This is a genomic window from Microbacterium mitrae, from assembly GCF_008017445.1.
GTDB lineage: Bacteria > Actinomycetota > Actinomycetes > Actinomycetales > Microbacteriaceae > Microbacterium > Microbacterium mitrae.
The window spans coordinates 1176243-1193859 of record NZ_VRSW01000001.1 but is presented as its reverse complement, the minus strand read 5'-3'; the positions used below and the strand labels follow the sequence as shown (position 1 = coordinate 1193859).

Sequence of the window (17617 nt, the reverse complement as noted above, 5' to 3'; positions counted from 1 at the left end):
AACATCATCCTTCAGATGTATGCGGATGAGCCGCTAGGCCGACGCTTTGGGCCGTGCGAATTTCTACCGTAGAAGTATGGAAATCACATCGAGCGATCTGGGTCTCGCAGCCCGCGTACAACACCTCACCAAGACCTATGGCTCCGGCGAGGGCGAAGTTCGCGCCCTCGATAACGTGAGCGTCGGCGTGCGTCGCGGTCAGTTCACCGCGATCATGGGGCCATCGGGCTCCGGCAAGTCGACCCTGATGCACATCATGGCGGGTCTTGACGCGCCGACCGGCGGCTCAGTCTTCATCGGCGACACCGACATTACGCAGATGAACGACCGAGACCTCACCATCCTGCGTCGTCGCCGCGTCGGCTTCATCTTTCAGTCGTTCAACCTGGTTCCGACGCTCGATGTGAAGGGCAATATTCTGCTGCCCTTCGACCTCGATGGCCGCAAGCCCTCGGCGCTGGAGCGCGCCCGCATTGACGGCCTCATTGAGTCACTTGGTCTCGGCAACCGTCTCACCCACCGCCCGCACCAGTTGTCTGGCGGTCAACAGCAGCGCGTCGCGATTGCTCGTGCTCTGGCGACGGCCCCCGACCTCGTGTTCGCCGATGAGCCCACCGGCAACCTCGACAGCCGCAGTGGCCGCGAAGTGCTGTCGCTGCTGGCTGCGGCGAGCGCCGAACATGGCCAGTCGATCGCCATGGTGACGCACGACCCGGTCGCGGCATCGCACGCCGACCGCGTGCTGTTCTTGGGTGACGGCCGGCTCGTTGCCGACAAGACCCGGCAGACGCCGGAACAGATTTCGACCTACATGCTCTCCGCTGAGGTGGCATCATGACCGCTCTTGCTGAATCTCCCGCCGCGCCCGCCGACACCGCGAAGCGCACGCCGCCGCTGGCCTGGCTCGGCGACCGCGGCATGGGCGCATCGATCCTGATCGCGGCGCTTTCGGCCACCTTCGGTGTGCTGCTGATTGCGGCCACCAACTACATGGCTGCCGTGATCGCGGCCTCCCCGATCGGGGATTCTGGCACGGCGCGCACGATTGTCACGGTGCTGTCGGTGTTGCTCATCGGCATCGCGATGTACGTTGCCGCAATCGTCACCGCAAACACGTTCGCCACCATTGTGGCCGGCCGCACGCGCCTGATTGCGCTGATGCGTCTGATCGGTGCCTCCGCGCAAACCGAGCGGTCAAAGATCGCGCGTCAGGGCCTGGTGGTCGGTGTCATCGGCGCTGTTATTGGCTACGTCATTGGCATCGTGGCCGCCTTCATCCTGGTTCCGATCGTCAATGACGCGCTGGATGTCACGGGCCTGGACTACTCACCGATCAGTATCGCTACCGTGTTGCCTCCCGTCGCCGTGGTGCTGACCACGTGGGCGGCAGCCTGGGTTGGCTCACGTCGAGTTCTCGCCGTGACGCCGCTGCAGGCGCTGGGCAGCTCCGTCGAACGCACCAGCGAAGACGTGGCGTCAAAGCCGCGCGTCGCGAGCGCCCTCACCCTGCTGATTCTGGGTGGCGCCCTGCTCGCCATCGGCGTCATGGTCGGCCTGGTATCGCCGCTCGGTGTCATCATCGCCTTCTTCGGGGGCCTGATTTCCTTCACCGGCCTCGCCTTCGGCTCGACCCTCATCATGCCGCCGATTCTGCGCCTGGTTGGCCGCATGTTCGGCAACTCCGCCACCGCACGCCTGGCAGCTGAGAACGCGCTGCGCCACCCGGAACGCTCCAGCCGCATGGCCATCGGCGTGGTCATGGGTGTGACGCTGGTCACCATGTTTGCGGTTGCCGCCGAGTCGGCCAAGGCCGTGCTGGTGCGCTCCGCCGGCGGCGAAGAGCAAATGATCGCCGAGATCTCCCGCGCCCTCGACGGCTTCGCCTCGGTCATGATGGGACTCGTCGGCATCTCCGCGATCATCGCGGCCGTCGGCCTGGTCAACCTGCTGACCATCGGCATCGTGCAGCGTACGCGTGAGCTTGGCCTGCTTCGTGCGCTCGGATTCACAAACGGCCAGGTGCGCCGCATGGTGTTGCTTGAGGCGGCGCACGTCGCCATCGCATCCCTCGCGACCGGCCTTGCCCTCGGTGTCGTCTACGGCTGGGCGGGAGCCCAGTCGGTGCTCGGCAGCGTGCGCATGCCCCCGGCGTTTACCGAGCCCATGGTGATCTTCCCCGCGATTCCGTGGGGGCTGGTGGTTGCCGTTATCGTTGCCACCGCACTGCTCACCTTGATTGCATCCGTGGTTCCGACCCGCCTCGCAACGCGCGTGGCTCCGGTGCAGGCGCTCGCGGTTGACTAAGCGGTAGCCGACTCTGCCTCGGGCAGATCGAAGGCCCATGATGGCGCCAGTTGCGTAATGCGCAACTGGCGCCATTGCCATAGCGCCCACAGCGTTGGCCACAGCAGGGGAGCGCTCGCACCGCCAATGGTCAGGCGGTCGCGCCACAGAGTGCGATTCGGGTGCCCGGCGACGGATGACACGGCCATTTGGTGATCCCACACGTCAAGGGAGGCGAGCGGGCCGGTGAGGGGAATACCGCTGTCGCGCATGATGCGCACGCGGCGGCCGGCGACCATGCGCTCGCTGTCCGTTATCGAGATGAACTGCTTGCCGAGCGGAACCGCGGCAAGCGAGACGGCGACGGCTGCGTTGTCGCCGTGCTCCCACGTCGATGGCACGTCGCTGAATGGCGACATTGTGATGAGCGGGCCGTAGAGTTCGCTCGCGACTTGCGGCGAGTGAATGGCTCGCCAGGCGGCGTCGGCGTCACAGTCGATCTCAAATTTCAGCATCACTCGCATGCTCCATCATGGGCTGAAACCGCGCGATTGGTCTACCTCGGGGCGACGAGCGCGAGATGAGCGGGCGGTGGGGGAACGTGATGCAGCGGTGAATGTGTGAGCTGTGCGGGAGGGGCATGGCGCCCGCTCACCTACGCTGGAACCATGTCGTTTGCTGACCAGAGCACCTACCAGGTTCGCGCGGAATGGGGTGTGGCGGGGCTTGCCCGACTCGCCCCGGCAGACGTGGTGATCGTCGTTGATGCGCTCCGCTTCACCACCACCGTGACCGATAGCGTTGCCGCCGGGAGCACGGTCGCGCTCGACGAGCGCGCGCACGACGTCTCGCTCAACGGCGCCGCGGTGGCTCAAGCCGCAGCAGGCACCGGAGCCATCGTGCTGGCCGGATCACTCCGCAACGCGCGAGCCGTGGCGAATGCGGTTATGCGCCTGCAACAGCAGCGCGGCGACCGAACCTCCATTGCCGTCATCGCCTGCGGAGAACGCGTTTCACGGGGTAGCGACGAAGTGCGGTTCGCTGTCGAAGACCAACTCGCCGCGGGAGCCGTTATTTCGGCGCTCAGCGACCTGGGAATCGATCACACCTCACCCGAGGCGGCCGTGATGGGTGAGGCCTCGCGGGCCCTGGCGCGCGCGTGCGTTCACCTGTTATTGGCGAGCGGATCGGGGCGCGAGCTGGTTGAACGTGGCCTGCGAGACGAGGTGCTCAACGCCGCGGCACGTGATGCCGTGAACACCGTTGCGGTGCTGCGTGACGGCGCGTTCCACGCGTTAGTGCTGGACTAGTTCCACGCGTTGACGCTGGACTAAGCGTGTTCCCAGCGCCGATGCTATGCGAAGAGCCCAAGCGGTGACGCTGCGCTAGAAAAGTGACTCGCCCTGGTAGCTCGGCTGGGCCGAGCGGGCAGGCGCCGGGGTTGCTTCCCGCGGTTTCATCGCAGCGGCGCGCATTTCGTTGGTGACTTCGCGCCGCATCCAGCCGATGCGGAACGCCTCGTTGTAGACCGGCGAGCACTTCAAGCACGATGTCGCTCGTGACGGCTTGCGGTGGCGATACACGGTGTGCCCGGCGGGGCACATTCCCACCCAGGCGGCAAGCTCCCTCGCCGTCTCACCGTTGTGGCGCACGCCGCCGATGTAGCCCAGCTCTCGTGCAATACTCAGCCACCGCCGATTGTGCCCCTCTTTCGGGCCGGCGAGGGCGTGAGCGACCTCGTGCAGGAGTGTCTGATAGTTCTCTTCGTCATCAAATCGCGCGGCAAGATAACGCGAGACCGTAATGCGCTTGCGTGTGAAATCGCACAACCCGGCACGTACCTTGGCATGATCAAACGCAAACGTCCACGACGAATCTAGGTGCTGCGTGATCAGGGCCTCGGCCCATACCCTCACACGATCGAGATCTGACACCCTTCGAGCCTACGCCTGAGGTCAGACACGGGCGCTGTGGGCTGTGGAAACTGAGATGCTGAACAGTGCAGGCTGCTCAGCCTCGTCACCAAAATCGAGCGTGTCTGGGTCATCACGCAGGGCAGCATCTGCAGCCGCATTGGCCTGCGCGTTCGCCACCGTCACGGCCACAGCGTCAGCCGCCTGCGCCGACTCGTGAGCCAGTCGTCGCTCGACGGCATCGATCGCCAAGAAGGTTGTCTCAAGTTCCGCATCATTCGCGCCGGACTCCTGGCGGAAGAACAGCGAGCGCTTGAACGCTCGGCGGGCGCCGTCCAGATCCCCCGCGTCAAAGCGCACCTTGCCGAGGTGCTGCATCGCAAACGCGGCGATGGTCGGCCAGCTCTGGCCCTCCGCCTCACTGGCGCACGTTTCAAGCTCCTGCTCGGCTGCGGCATACGCCCCGCGCCAGTGCAAAACGGAGGCATGCAGCACGCGGGCGCGCAACAGATCTTTTCGCGTGCCCGCCATGCGCGCCAACCGCACCGATTGTTCCGATACGGCCAGCGCTTCGTCGAGCTCGCCCAACATTTTCAGGAGGAACGCGTGCTCGAGCAAGGCCGAAAGCGAGCGTTGGTCGGCGATTTGCTCATACCGCTCGCGGCACTCTGCCAAATCGACGCGCTCGCGAAGGGTGTCTCGGTCGTAACCAAGAATGAGGCTCATGAAATCTCCCTGCGACGGCGATGACTACAGTCTGCCTCGCCGTTCGCGAGCGCCGAGCCGGGCACGCCGCCTGGCACGGGATCCATAGGTTAGCGATCAAATAGCGATTGCGATGGCGCCGGTGAGGCCACCGCGTCGGCGTCGGTAACGACGGCGGAACCACGACAAAAGGCGAGCGCGTCGGCTTCGGCGAGCAGCTGGGCGGGGTGGGGGCCGGCGGCGAGCAGCCTGGGCAACCATTCGGTCGGCAGCGGTGTGGCCGACGCCGCCATCACCAGGTTTCCGAAGCGTCGTCCCTTGAGAACCTGAGCCTCGGCGAGCACCGCGACGTGGGGGAGCACCGATGAAATGGTGGCGAGCTGTGCGCGGGCGAACGCCAGGCCAGGGGCATCGGCCACGTTGACCAACAGAATTCCGTCGGCGCGCAGCAACGCCGCGGCCTCGCGATAAAACTCCACGGAGGTGAGGTGCGCCGGCGTTCTCGCGCCGGAATACACGTCGCTCACCAGAAGGTCGACCTCGCCTGCGAGTGATGCCGGAAGTCGCTGTAGCCCCGCGCGTGCATCGCCGATGCGCACACGAATATTCGCATCGCGCGCCAGCGGGAGGTTGTCGCGCACCAGATCCCACAACCGCTGCTCCAGCTCGATCACCTGCTGGCGAGAGCCCGGTCGCGTTGCCGCAATGTAGCGGGGCACGGTGAGAGCGCCCCCGCCGAGGTGTACCGCCGTGATTGGCGCTGTGCGATCACGAAACACATCGATCACGGCCCCCATTCGCGCGATGTACTCAAAATGTAGATGCGTGGGGTCGGCCAAATCCACGTGCGATTGCGGGGTCTCGCCGACCAACAGCTCGTGCCCCGAAACGTAGGGCGAAACGATCACCTGTGCCGTGGTTCCGTCGCTCAAAACGGCAGACGGAACATCGGCCTCCTCGCGCTTACGGCCCACTAGACGCGCACTTCGCTCGTCGCCGGGCGGCAGGAAACAGCGCTGGCGGCGGCGGAACCAGGGCCTGCGGCGCCGTCAAAACGAGCGGTCACGAGCGGGTGACGGGGTGTGATCATCGCGCTTTCCTCCTGCCACCAGCCTACGGCGGGGCACAATGGGCTCATGACGCGTGAACTTGAGGCCGGATCGGTCGTTGTTGTTACCGGTGCCGGCATGGGAATGGGCGAGCTCTACGCGCATCGAGCCGTGGCCTCGGGCGCTGCGGGGGTGGCGCTGTGGGACATTGATCGTGAGCAGGTCAACCGGGTCGCCGCCGACCTGGCACGGCTCGGGGTGACGGCGCGGGCATATGTGGTCAACGTTGCCGATCGCAAGGCGGTAGCCAAGGCGGCCGCCCAGACGCTCGCCGACTTCGGTCGCGTCGACGTGCTGATCAATAATGCCGGAATCGTGCGCGGCAAGCGGTTTTGGGAACACGATGCCGAGAGCGATATCGAGCTCACCATGCAGGTCAATACCCTCGCTCCGATGTGGATCACGCGGGAGTTGCTGCCCGCCATGATGAAGTCTGGTCGTCGCGCGCGCATTCTCAACGTGGCATCGGCCGCAGGCACCCTGGCAAACCCCGGCATGAGCGTATACGCGGCAAGCAAGTGGGCCATGATCGGCTGGAGCGAGTCGCTCCGCCTCGAGCTCGAAGCCGACAAACACCCGCAGATCACGGTGACAACGTTCTGCCCGAGTTACATTTCAACCGGCATGTTTGCCGGTGCGCGTGGCCCGCTACTCACGCCGATCATGACGCCGAAAAAGGCCGTTGATGCGGCCTGGAACGGGTTGCTTGCGGGCCGAGCACTGGTGATGAAGCCGTGGACCGTCAAGCTCGCCATGGCGTTGCGGGGCGTGCTGCCCACCCGCGCGTGGGATGTGATCGCAGGCCGCGTCTTTCACGTGTACTCATCGATGGACGCGTTCACCGGGCGGCCGGGAGCCGAGCGCTAAGCCGCGGCCGGGTGGCGTTGCGGCGCTAGATTCGTTCGTTCTGGCGGGGAATCCACACCTGCTGAATCACGATGAGGATCGCCGCGGTGATCGGAATGGCGATAAAGGCACCGAGGAGCCCCAACAACGATCCACCCGCAAGAGCGCCGATCACCACGAGTGAGGCGGGAACGGCAACGGCTCGGTTCATGACGCGGGGCGTGATGAAGTATGCCTCAATCTGCATATAGATGAAGTAGATGAGCGCAAAAATGAGGGCGGTCGTGGGGTTCGTGAGGAGCGCGAGCGTGCTGGCAATACCCCAGAACAGCACCGTTCCGATCATCGGAATAACGGTGATGCAGAACGCGATGACACCCATCAGCAGCGGGAAAGGGAGCTGCAAGATCCAGTGCAAGAGCGCGGTGAACACCGCGTTCAGCGCGGCCAGGATCACCATTCCGCCGACGTATGAACCGGTCGAGGCCATCACCTGATCCGTGAGGTCATGCAGACGCGGACGAGAGCGAGCGGCGACAAGCTGGATCATGGCGTCTTTCATGCGCGGCAGGGCCGCAACGAAATAGATCGACAGCACCAGCACAATAATGAGACCGCTCGTGATGTTGATAACCGTCACGCCGGTTTGCAGGGCGCCACCACCGATGGCAGCGATATTGGCGGGGTCGGTAAGGAAGACCTGCACCTGCGATACCAGATTGCCGAAGCCGTCTTCAAAGAAACCATCGAGCGTCGCATAAAGATCGCTTTCGCGGAAGTCGCGAATCAGCGCGGGAATCGAGCTGATGAAGGTTGCGAGCTGATTGGCAACGGTCGGGATCACGATTCCGAGCACGCCGCCGCCGACCGCCAGAAGACCGACCATGGTGCCAACGACGCTCCACGTGCGCGACCAGCCCAACTTCTGCAGCCGCACAATGATCGGTTGCAGACCGAGCGCGATGAAGATCGCAAACACGATGTAGATGATCACGGTGGTGAGATCGCGTATCGCGAACCCGATCACCAGGGCGCCCAGGGCGCCAAGCGTCAGCAAGAATCCGGTGCGAAGCGGATTCGCCATGCTCCACATCCGCGTCGGCGCCACCGGCGTCAGAGGATTCGGCGTCAGGGAGGCTATGGCGGTGGGGTCGATCGCCTCTGGCTCAGGTGTTGTCGACTCAGACATGAGTGGCCTTTCGCGATGATGGCCTGCGGCGCGGAACCAGCCGGCCATCACCAATTACGAGATGCGTCCGTTAGACGGCAGCGAGTGCGCTCTTCTTGAGGGCCGCGTACTCCTCGGGCGTGATGTCTCCCGCCTCCAGCAGCGACTTGGCGCGTGCAATCTGGTCGACAGGCGAGTTCTGTGCGACACCGCGAATGTACGAATCGGTCGCGTCCTGCGCCGCCTTCTGCTGAGCGACGGCGCGCTCAGACATGCCGCGGCCGCGAGCGATCAGGTATACGAGCGTCGAAAGGAACGGCACGAATACCAAGAAGATGAACCAGATGGCCTTCTGCCAGCCCTTCAGCGTGTGGTCGCGGAAGAGATCGACGATGACCGAAATGACGGCCATCAGCGCGGTGATGAAAATGAACGTCGTCAGACAGATCAATACAAAGTTCCAGAACCAGGTCCAGATGTCCCCAACCATGATTGTTTTCCTCCAAGATGAGATGAGTTGATGCGGGTGTTGCTCTCAACCTAGCGGAGAGTCCCCTCGCGCGGCTAAATGGCTCGATTCGGGTCGTAAACCACAGAGGAGTGCGCATGTCGTCGCCGACGGAACCAACGCCGCAGTCGCAGGCGCGCCGCGCCACCGGTGCATCCCGCGTTCGCGCCGTTGCATCGGCCGTTTTGCTGACGCTTGCCGTGATCCTCGCGCCGATTGTGGTGACGTCGGTTTCGGCGGGCATGGTGCTTTCTGACACGGATCGTTTTGCTGACACTTTCGCGCCCGTGGCGGCTGATCCGCAGCTTCAGGCGGCGGTTTCGCAGGGTCTTGGGGACGCTGCCGTCAATGTGGTTGCTCAATCGAATCCGGCCGAGTCGCTGGAGCAGTACCTGAAAGAGTCGGGCGCGTCTCAAGCAGTTCAACTCAGCGCGAGGTACCTCGGAAGCTACGTGTTGCAGGCTCTTGAAACTGCCGTTCGTGAAAACCTTGACGCCTTCGTCTCATCGGAACAATTCGCACAGCTCTGGGAAGGATCGCTGCGCACCCTGCACCACACCATGACAACTGCCGTGGGTGATCAGGCCGACACCGCCGTTTTGCGTCTGGACGAATCGGGCACACTGTGGCTCAACTCCACCGTTGTCGCCCAAGCCGCCGTCACCTTCTTGGAGACCCGCACTCCCACCATCGTCGAATTCATCCCCACTGAGGGCATCGCCGACGTTCGCATTGCCCAGGATCCGGCGTTCGCGCAGGTGCGCACCGCCGCACGTTCCGTGCCACTGCTGATCACGGTTCCGCTCGTCGCTCTCGCCGTTGTTCTTGTCGCCGGTGTCTTGCTCGCGCGTCGCCGCTGGCGGGCGCTGGCCTGGACGGCAGGTGCTGCGAGCCTCGTGATGGTGCTGTACGGAATCGCCGTTGGCAGCTTTGAACTCCCGCACGAGACGCCAGAACAGGCCATCATCAGCGCTTTTATGGTGCCGGTTCAGGGGCTTATCGCCGGCCCTGCGGTCACCTTTGCGCTCATCACAGCCTGCGCGACCCTCGTCGGAACCGCGGGCGTGCTGTTTGTGAAAAAGGCGACGCCACGAGACACCGCCGCGCTCGATAGCGAAATCTGAGGCTCCCGCGTGCCGCTCATCTGAGCGTGTCAGAGCGTCGATGAGCGCAACCGCGCAGACTCAGTTTGACATTGCACGACCAATATCGTCATAATCTGCACATGACTAACAACGCATTCCCTGTGTCCGCCTTGGAGGCGAACGGGACGACTGGCATGATGATGGCCGGTCGCGTTGCTATGTATTGCCGAATGTGTCGCTAACCCAGTAGCTCTTCGCCTGGTTCATCCTCGGTCGATTCACCTGAGTTGAATGAACCCCCGCGTTCGCGCACTGCCCTCACCCGGGACCTGTGTGTGTCGACCGCGAACACCGGCCAGTCGGCCATTCGCAACAAACATCATCTGAGATCGACGGTCTCTTCGTCGGCTCCACCCCTCAAGGATTTTCCTCATGTCGAACGCAACCCTTCTCGCCCCCGTTCAGACCGCTCGTCCCGCCGCAGAGCCGATTGCGCGCCCCATTGCGCCGATCACTCGCGTCGCTGCGTCCCCGCACCCGGCGCCCGCGCAGCAGCGCCCTGAGCCCGCCGTTCCTGCTGGTTCCGCCGCCCGCGGCTTCGCTCTCTACGTCGGCATTGACGAGCAGAAGGCAGCCCAGGCGGGCGTCTCACTCGGCATTCTGGTTGACGCGCTGCGTCGCACCCTCGCTGACCTTGCCCCGGCCGCGCAGACCTACGCGACCGTGGCACTCGCACCTGTCGCCGCTGGCGGTCGCGATGTTGATGTGGTTCGCCTCGCGCTGCACGAACCGAGCGCCGTCGCCCGCACTCGTCCCGAGCCCGTTGATGAGGACCTGGCCAACCGCGTCATCGTCGACATTTCGCGCAAGCGCGTGCTGATCGACGGCGAATCGGCCAACTTCACCTACAAGGAGTTCGAGCTGCTGCAGTACCTCGTGCTGCGCGAGGGTCGCACGATCGATCGCGCCGAGCTCGTCTCGTCGCTGTGGTCTGCTGGCACCGAAGAGGAGGCTCCCGGCGAGCGCACGATTGACGTTCACGTGCGTCGCCTGCGCGCCAAGCTCAGCCGCTACGAAGACATCGTGCGCACCGTACGCGGCATCGGATACCGCTTCGATCGTCACGCCGACGTCGTAATCCGCTACGGCAACGGAACCCCCTCGCCCGACCGCTTCTAAGGCGCATGCCTGCTGGCGCCCTGGTTCCGCGCCCTGGTTCCGCGCCCGCCATTTCCCAAATGCGCCCCGCCATTTCCCAAATGTCGGAATGGTTGCCTCGACACGCCGTTTGGCACGGCTCCCACGCGGGTACACGGAGAGTGTCTCCGACATTTGGTCACGCTCTTCCGCAGTCGCGTGGTTCCGCTCTTCTGCGGCCTCGTGGTTCCGTTCTTCCGCGGTCGCGTGGTGACCAGTCGCGTGGTCCCGCGCTCCGCCATTTCCCAAATGTCGGAATGGTTGTCACGACACGCCGTATGGCGCCGCTCCCACGCGGGTACCCGGAGAAACTCTCCGACATTTGGTCACTCGCGGGGTGTGATTCGAGTGTCGGCCCCCGGGGTTATGGTGGCGACATGACCAATTCGGCGTCGGCACTGCACGCGGGCACTCGTGCGCACCGACGAAGACCGGCGCGCGCCGTTGCAGCCGTGGCCTCAACCACGGCGCCGCGCATCGACACCGTCTACACGCCGCCGTTCGACCTCGATTTTCGTCGGGTCGTCGGCATTCACCGGCGTGGTCAGACCGACCCCACCATGCGGTGGGAAGGCAATGTGCTGTGGCGCTCCGTGCGCACGCCGCTGGGAGCCGGAACCATTGCGCTGCGGCAAGAGGGTGGCACGATTCGCGCCTCCGCGTGGGGTGAGGGCGCGGCGTGGCTGATTGATCAGCTTCCCGCGCTGTGTGGTGCACACGATGACCCGAGCGGCTTCGATCCGAGCCTGCACCCCCTCATTGCCGAGTCGGCCCGCCGCAACCCGGGCATGCGCCTCGGGCGTTCCGATCTGCTTGCCGACGCGCTGATGAGTTCGATTCTCGAGCAAAAGGTCACCGCGCTTCAGGCGTTTCATGCCTGGCGTGACCTCATTTATTGGCACGGTGAGCGCGCTCCCGGCCCGCGCCGCCTGTGGGTGGCGCCCGCGCTAGAGCGGTGGCGTCGAATTCCGTCGTGGGATTGGCACCGCGCCGGGGTGGAGCCGCCGCAGTCGCGCGCTGCCGTGACCGCCGCCGCCAGTGATCTCGGTGAACGACTGGCCACGGCGGCAACCGGAGCCGAACGCGAGCGCCTGCTCACCACCGTGAGGGGCATCGGCGTGTGGACGGCGGCCGAAGTGCGCATTCGCGCCTACGGCGACCCCGATGCCGTGAGCTTCGGTGATTTTCATCTCGCACACGAGGTCGGGTTCGCGCTCACCGGCGAGCGCGTTGACGATGACGGCATGCGCGCACTGCTGGAACCATGGGCTGGGCACCGCCAACGCGTGATCCGGCTGATATTCGCCAGCGGAGTTGTTGAGCCGCGCCGCGCCCCGCGATTGCATCCCGAAGATCACCGGGCGCGGTAGCCGTGAGCGCAACCTCCGGCGGCGCTTGCGGCGTACGCTGAGGGCATGTCTGCACGCACGGTGAATGTTCTCATTGCGGCCGCCATCGTTTCTGGCGGCATCCTGTTTGGTGCCGTGATTCAGAACCTCCTCCTGGGGCTCGTGCTGGGTGGGTTACTTGCGACCGGCTATGGCTTCGCTCGTGCGTCGTGGCGCCGACGCGACGCCGGAATTTTCGACGAGGACGACACCGGCGCACAACTCTAGGGCGACGCGCTTCGACACCTGCCGCGTGGTTCCGCCCCGCCCGCTCATGTCGCGACACGTGGTTCCGTGATTCGCACGCGCGTGTGCCGCTCGCGCTTCGCGCACGGCGCTTCGCGGCGTTGGCGGGGGCATTGCGGGAACCGCGGCGCAGGAGCACACTATGAACGCTTGAATTATCCGTTTCACCGTGGAGGCCACCATGCCGAGCTTGAACCCATACCTGTCGTTTCGCGACAACGCGCGCGAGGCGATGGAGTTTTATCAGTCGGCGCTGGGCGGAGAGCTCGACGTCATGACGTTCGAGAACTTTGAGATGGGGCATGATCCCGCCGAAAATCACCTCGTGATGCACGCGCAGTTGACCACGCCAGACGGCTTCGTGCTGATGGGCTCTGATACCCCCTCGACGATGGAGTACGTCGCGCCGGCCGGTATGTCGATCTCGATTAGCGGTGAGGATGAGGCGAAGTTTCAGGGATTTTGGGATCGACTTGCCGATGGTGGCACCGTCATCATGCCGCTGTCTCAGCCGGAATGGGGTGGCCTGTTTGGCATGCTGGTTGATCGTTTTGGCGTCTCCTGGATGATGTCGATTTCGCCGCGCGAATAGCACCCGCACAGACAACGGCGGCAAATCACGCGGCTTCGTCTGAGGCATGAGAAGCCGCGTGATTTCGCGGCTTTCGCGGGTTCTCGGCGCGCTCCGACCACAATGTCGGTGCCCCCTCCTAGCGTGGGGGTATGCGAATCCTGCACACCTCTGACTGGCACATCGGGCGCTCGTTTCACGGGCACTCGACGCTCAGTGCGCTCGCTGAGGTTCTGCACGCCCTGGTGCTGCAAGTTCGTGAACATGCCGTTGATGCGGTGTTGGTTTCTGGCGACATTTTTGACTCCGCAACGCCGTCGGCGGCGTGCTACACGTTGCTGACAGACACGCTCACGGAGCTTGCCGATGCCGGCACCCAAGTCATCGTCACCAGCGGCAATCACGATTCGGCTGCCCGTCTGGGATTCCAATCGGGGCTGCTCCGAGCCGGCGTGTACGTGCGCACCGATCCGCTACAGCTCGATCAGCCCATCACCCTCACCGATGAGTTCGGCGAGGTCGATGTGTACCCCATTCCGTATCTCGAGCCGGCCCTGGTGCGTCATCTGTGGGAGGGCGTCGAGCTATGCAAGCAGGTTGATACCCTCACGCACGCGATGGGCCTGGTGCACCGGCACCGCGAGAGCCGCGTGGCGGGCGGAACCACGGTGCGCTCCGTCGTGATGGCTCACTGTTTTGCGGCGGGAGTCGAGGCGACGCCCGGCGTTGAGCGTGAGGTGCGCCAGGGTGGCGTCGACATGGTTCCGGCCTCCGTCTTCGATGGCATCGACTACACGGCGCTGGGCCACATTCATGGCAGGCAAGAGTTGCGCGCTAACGTACGGTACGCCGGGGCGCCCCTTCACTACAGTTTCGGTGAGCAACACAAGCCGCGCGGCTCGTGGCTCGTCACGCTTGACGCCGATGGCTTCGCTGATGCCCAGTGGCTTGACCTCCCCGTTCCGCGACGACTGGTCACCCTGCGCGGCACCCTCGACGAGTTGCTTGATGATGAGCGATTCGCAGCCGATGAAGACGCGTGGGTGTGCGCCGAATACACCGACGCGACCCCGCAACGAGACCCGATGCGCCGGCTGCGTGCACGATTCGAGCACTGCGCGCTTGTTTTGCACACGCCAACGGGCGTGCGAGCAGCGCCCGTCAAGACGTATGGCGAGCGCCTGCAAAAGGCGGCGACCGACATCGAACGCATTGAGGTGTTTCTGGCCGACGTGCGAAACGGGGAGGGCGTAAGCGAGGCCGAGCGCGAGATTCTGCAGTCAATGATTGACGAGCGGGTACGGGTCGAGGCGCGCGCGTGAAACTGCACCGTCTCGAAATTGAGGGTTTCGGGCCGTTCTTGCGCCGTCAGGTCATCGACTTTGATGACTACGACGCTGACGGACTGTTCTTGATCTCCGGAAAGACGGGTGCCGGCAAATCGAGCCTGCTCGATGCCGTCTGTTTTGCGCTTTACGCGTCAGTGCCGCGCTACAACAGTCTCGGCGCGAAGCGCGTGCGTAGCGATCACGCTCTGGCTGAAGACCGCACTGAAGTCTCGCTGACGTTTTCGACCGGCAACGAGACCTACCGGGTGACTCGCTCGCCCGAGTACGAGCGGCCGAAGCAGCGCGGCGGCGGCATGACGATGCAGCAGGCGGCCGTACAGCTTGACCGTCTGGACGGCGAACAGTGGGTTGGCATCGCCTCGCGCGCGGTCGACGCCGGCAATCACCTCGCCGAGATTCTGCAACTCAACAAAGACCAGTTTCTTCAGGTCATTCTGCTGGCGCAAAACCGGTTCGCCAAGTTTCTGTTGGCAGACAGCAAAGAGCGTCAGACGCTGTTGCGCACGCTATTTGGAACACGCAGGTTCGAGGACTACCAGCGTCAACTCATCGAACGCAAGAAGACCAGTGAACAGTCGGTCGCAGCCGCACGCGCCCGCCTTCTGGATCGGTTGAGCGACGCCGAGAAGCTGGTGCAGACCCAGGGATGGGGCGAGGTAACGCCGGGAACGAACGGTGCCGCGGGCTCGGCGGGCGCAGGGGGCTCGGCGGATGAGGCCGGTGCGGAGGGGTCGCCGGGTGACGGTGGTGCCGAGGGCTCGGCGGGTGACGGTGCCGTCGAGGGCTCGGCGGATGAGGCCGGTACAGAGGATTGGCGCGGTGAAGACAGGGTCGAGTCATCACGCGCGGAAGGCAACGCCGAGGTTCCGGTCGTCGATGCGGCACTGTTGCCGGTTGCCGGGCGGCTTGAAATGCTGAGTCGCGCGCAGGAGCGCGGCGCGTATCGAGTCGACGCGACAAAAGACGCCGTCGACCGCGCCGACCAGGCTCGAACTGAGAGCGCCGCCACCGCTGCCGAGACGCGGGGTCGGCGCGAGCGTCAGCAACGCCGAGATGCCACTCGCGAGGAGCTGACGCGGCTCGAAGCGCAGGTGCCGGCGGTCAGCCTGCGCCGCACTGAACTCGCCGCCGCTCGCGAAGCACAACGTGTCGCGACCAGTATCAAGACCCACGCACGTGACCTCGCCGCAGCTGACGCCGCCGCCGCGACAGTGGTGGCCGCCCAGCTGGCATGGGCAGAACTTATCCGTGACATGCGCGATGAGACGGATACGCACGACTCCGCTGACGTGGCGAGCCCTAAGGCGCCGTCGGTCGCCCAACTGCGGGCCCTCATCGACGAGCACACCGCCACGGTCGGATCCCTGGCCGCAGCCAATACAACAGAGCAGTCTCTCGAGCTACTGGTCCAGCGCCTCGCCGACGCAACGGATGCGCTTACCCATGCCGAGACGACGCGGCAATCGCTGCGCGACGAGGCGCAGCAGATTCCGCAACAACTCACGAAGCTCGAAGGTGAGCTGGCCACCCTCCAGACCCGTGCTGATCGTCTGGACGACCTCACCTCGCGTCGGGCGACGGTGCAGAGTCAACTCGAGGCTGCGCAACAACAGGCGGGCCTCGAACATGATCGCGAGCGGGCGCTGCACAGCGCTCTCGAGGCAAACCGCGCGGCGCGCGCGAGCGCCGACAAGCTCGACGCGCTCTATCAACAAAAGCTCGCCGGGTCTGCATCAGAGCTCGCCGCCACGCTCGTCGACGGCGCCGAATGCCCGGTGTGTGGTTCCGCCTCCCACCCCCATCCTGCGCCGCCGCTCGTTGACCCGGTGACCGATGCCGATCTGGCGGCGGCGACAGCGGAGCGCGATGAGCGTCAGCGGGCCGCAACCGAAGCTTCGGAGGCTGAAAAGCAGGCGGCCGCCACCGTGGCGCGCGTGATCGCCGCCGCGGGCGGCCAGAGTCTGGAACACCTCATCGAGGCCGAGCAGACAGCGCAGGCTGAAATGGCCGAGGCCCAAACAGCCCTCACTGCTCACGCCGAGGCGCAACGACTCCGCGATGCGCTACGTGAGCGCGAGCTGTCGATGACCCAGGCCATCGATGCCGCGAACGACACGGTGACAGCCGCGGTGACGGCCCAGGCCGCCGCGATCGAGCAGCTGCGGTCGGCGCGCGAACTTGTCGCCGCCGCGCGCGAGGGGTGGGCGTCTGTCGCTGAGCGCCTCGACAGCATCACGGTTGAACGTGATGCCGCTCAAACCTACGTCGCTGCGGCGGAAGGCGCCGCGCGGGCCGACGAGGCGGTCGCGTCATCGCAGGCATCGCTCGACGCCGCGCTCGCCGAGACTTCGTTCGAAACCGCGGCGCTCGCTCAGGAGGCGTCGCGAACCGTCGAACAGATGGTCGAGCTCGAGGCGGTCGTTACCGAGCACGACGCGGCCGTCGGCGCGGCCAAAGCCACTCTCATGGAGCTCGAGCTCGAGGTCCTGCCAGACGAGGCGATTGACGTGGCGACCGCCGAGGTCGCGGCCGAAGCAGCACAGCAGGAGTGGGCGCGCGTCACGAGCGAGCTGACCGCCCTGCGTGGTGCCGTTGATGCGCTCGCCGAGCGCATCGGTACTGCCATCGCCGAACAGGCCGCACAACAGGAGGCGCTGTCGGCGCACGAAACGATTGAGCGCCTTGCCGATACCGTGAGCGGGCATGAACCGAACACCAAGCGCATGTCGCTTGAGACCTTCATTCTTGCGGCTGAGCTCGAAGAGATTGTGATCGCAGCCAACGTCCGCCTCGCCGACATGTCTAGCGGCCGATACCGCCTGCAACACAGTGACGAGCGGGTGGGCAATGCTTCGGCCGGGCTTGGCATCGATATTTTCGATTCCTTCACGTCAAAATCCCGCCCCGCCCATTCGCTGTCTGGCGGTGAAACTTTCCTCGCATCTCTCGCGCTCGCTCTCGGGCTGGCGGAGGTGGTGACCGGCCGCGCCGGCGGTGTGCGACTTGACACCCTGTTCATCGACGAAGGATTCGGCTCGCTCGACCCCGACACGCTCGAAATCGCGATGCAGACGTTGGATGAGCTGCGCTCCGGGGGCCGCACTGTCGGCATCATCAGCCACGTTGAGGCCATGAAAGAACAGATTCCAGCGCAACTACGCGTGAGTGTCGCGCCCGACGGGTCCAGCGACATCACCGCCCGTTAGGAGCATCGCCCGCTGGGCGGTCGCCAAGACCGGCGACGCAATC

17 protein-coding genes are annotated in these 17617 nt (G+C 64.9%); 11 read left to right on the top strand and 6 right to left on the bottom strand.

Annotated elements, in window-relative coordinates:
* Nucleotides 1-76 precede the first annotated feature (76 nt).
* Nucleotides 77-838, top strand: a complete 762-nt coding sequence (locus tag FVP60_RS05540) for an ABC transporter ATP-binding protein (RefSeq protein WP_147825223.1) — start codon at nt 77-79, stop codon at nt 836-838.
* Entirely contained in the window at nt 835-2304 is a 1470-nt protein-coding gene (locus FVP60_RS05535) for an ABC transporter permease (RefSeq protein ID WP_147825222.1), read from the top strand. Before FVP60_RS05540 ends, FVP60_RS05535 begins: the two co-directional genes overlap by 4 nt.
* Here the strand turns inward: FVP60_RS05535 and FVP60_RS05530 are convergent.
* Nucleotides 2301-2798, bottom strand: coding sequence for a hypothetical protein (locus tag FVP60_RS05530; protein ID WP_246132462.1), 498 nt, complete (start codon nt 2796-2798; stop codon nt 2301-2303). The genes FVP60_RS05535 and FVP60_RS05530 overlap by 4 nt on opposite strands.
* 153 nt (nt 2799-2951) lie before the next feature.
* Between FVP60_RS05530 and FVP60_RS05525 the strand changes: the two genes are divergently transcribed.
* The gene (locus tag FVP60_RS05525) at nt 2952-3593 is read left to right on the top strand and encodes a 2-phosphosulfolactate phosphatase (protein ID WP_147825220.1); all 642 of its coding nucleotides are present in this window, start codon (nt 2952-2954) and stop codon (nt 3591-3593) included.
* 75 nt (nt 3594-3668) lie between these two features.
* On the opposite strand, the gene FVP60_RS05520 is transcribed toward FVP60_RS05525, so the two are convergent.
* From FVP60_RS05520 to FVP60_RS05510, 3 genes are all read right to left on the bottom strand, one after another.
* Nucleotides 3669-4217, bottom strand: coding sequence for a SprT-like domain-containing protein (locus tag FVP60_RS05520; protein WP_147825219.1), 549 nt, complete (start codon nt 4215-4217; stop codon nt 3669-3671).
* A gap of 21 nt (nt 4218-4238) precedes the next feature.
* The gene (locus FVP60_RS05515; protein WP_342779440.1) at nt 4239-4922 is read right to left on the bottom strand and encodes a hypothetical protein; all 684 of its coding nucleotides are present in this window, start codon (nt 4920-4922) and stop codon (nt 4239-4241) included.
* An 89-nt stretch (nt 4923-5011) separates the two neighbouring features.
* The gene (locus FVP60_RS05510) at nt 5012-5875 is read right to left on the bottom strand and encodes a spermidine synthase (protein ID WP_147825218.1); all 864 of its coding nucleotides are present in this window, start codon (nt 5873-5875) and stop codon (nt 5012-5014) included.
* A gap of 162 nt (nt 5876-6037) precedes the next feature.
* Between FVP60_RS05510 and FVP60_RS05505 the strand changes: the two genes are divergently transcribed.
* The gene (locus FVP60_RS05505) at nt 6038-6877 is read left to right on the top strand and encodes an SDR family NAD(P)-dependent oxidoreductase (protein WP_147825217.1); all 840 of its coding nucleotides are present in this window, start codon (nt 6038-6040) and stop codon (nt 6875-6877) included.
* A 25-nt stretch (nt 6878-6902) separates the two neighbouring features.
* Here the strand turns inward: FVP60_RS05505 and FVP60_RS05500 are convergent, their stop codons facing one another.
* Complete coding sequence (locus tag FVP60_RS05500) at nt 6903-8045, bottom strand: AI-2E family transporter (protein ID WP_147825216.1); 1143 nt, start codon at nt 8043-8045, stop codon at nt 6903-6905.
* 70 nt (nt 8046-8115) lie between these two features.
* Nucleotides 8116-8514: an SHOCT domain-containing protein gene (locus FVP60_RS05495; protein WP_147825215.1), complete on the bottom strand. Its 399-nt coding sequence runs from the start codon at nt 8512-8514 to the stop codon at nt 8116-8118.
* A 116-nt stretch (nt 8515-8630) separates the two neighbouring features.
* Between FVP60_RS05495 and FVP60_RS05490 the strand changes: the two genes are divergently transcribed.
* From FVP60_RS05490 to FVP60_RS05460, 7 genes are all read left to right on the top strand, one after another.
* Nucleotides 8631-9656, top strand: a complete 1026-nt coding sequence (locus FVP60_RS05490) for a hypothetical protein (protein ID WP_147825214.1) — start codon at nt 8631-8633, stop codon at nt 9654-9656.
* A 393-nt stretch (nt 9657-10049) separates the two neighbouring features.
* A complete protein-coding gene (locus FVP60_RS05485; protein WP_147825213.1) occupies nt 10050-10796 on the top strand; it encodes a winged helix-turn-helix domain-containing protein in 747 nt (248 codons plus the stop codon).
* 395 nt (nt 10797-11191) lie between these two features.
* Nucleotides 11192-12184 (top strand): DNA-3-methyladenine glycosylase family protein, encoded by a 993-nt coding sequence (locus tag FVP60_RS05480; protein ID WP_147825212.1) that lies wholly within the window; start codon nt 11192-11194, stop codon nt 12182-12184.
* A gap of 45 nt (nt 12185-12229) precedes the next feature.
* Nucleotides 12230-12430, top strand: a complete 201-nt coding sequence (locus FVP60_RS05475) for a hypothetical protein (RefSeq protein ID WP_147825211.1) — start codon at nt 12230-12232, stop codon at nt 12428-12430.
* Between the two features lie 199 nt (nt 12431-12629).
* Entirely contained in the window at nt 12630-13040 is a 411-nt protein-coding gene (locus FVP60_RS05470; protein WP_147825210.1) for a VOC family protein, read from the top strand.
* A 131-nt stretch (nt 13041-13171) separates the two neighbouring features.
* Nucleotides 13172-14341 (top strand): exonuclease SbcCD subunit D, encoded by a 1170-nt coding sequence (locus tag FVP60_RS05465; protein WP_147825209.1) that lies wholly within the window; start codon nt 13172-13174, stop codon nt 14339-14341.
* Nucleotides 14338-17574, top strand: coding sequence for an AAA family ATPase (locus FVP60_RS05460; RefSeq protein ID WP_147825208.1), 3237 nt, complete (start codon nt 14338-14340; stop codon nt 17572-17574). Before FVP60_RS05465 ends, FVP60_RS05460 begins: the two co-directional genes overlap by 4 nt.
* Nucleotides 17575-17617: the final 43 nt, after the last annotated feature.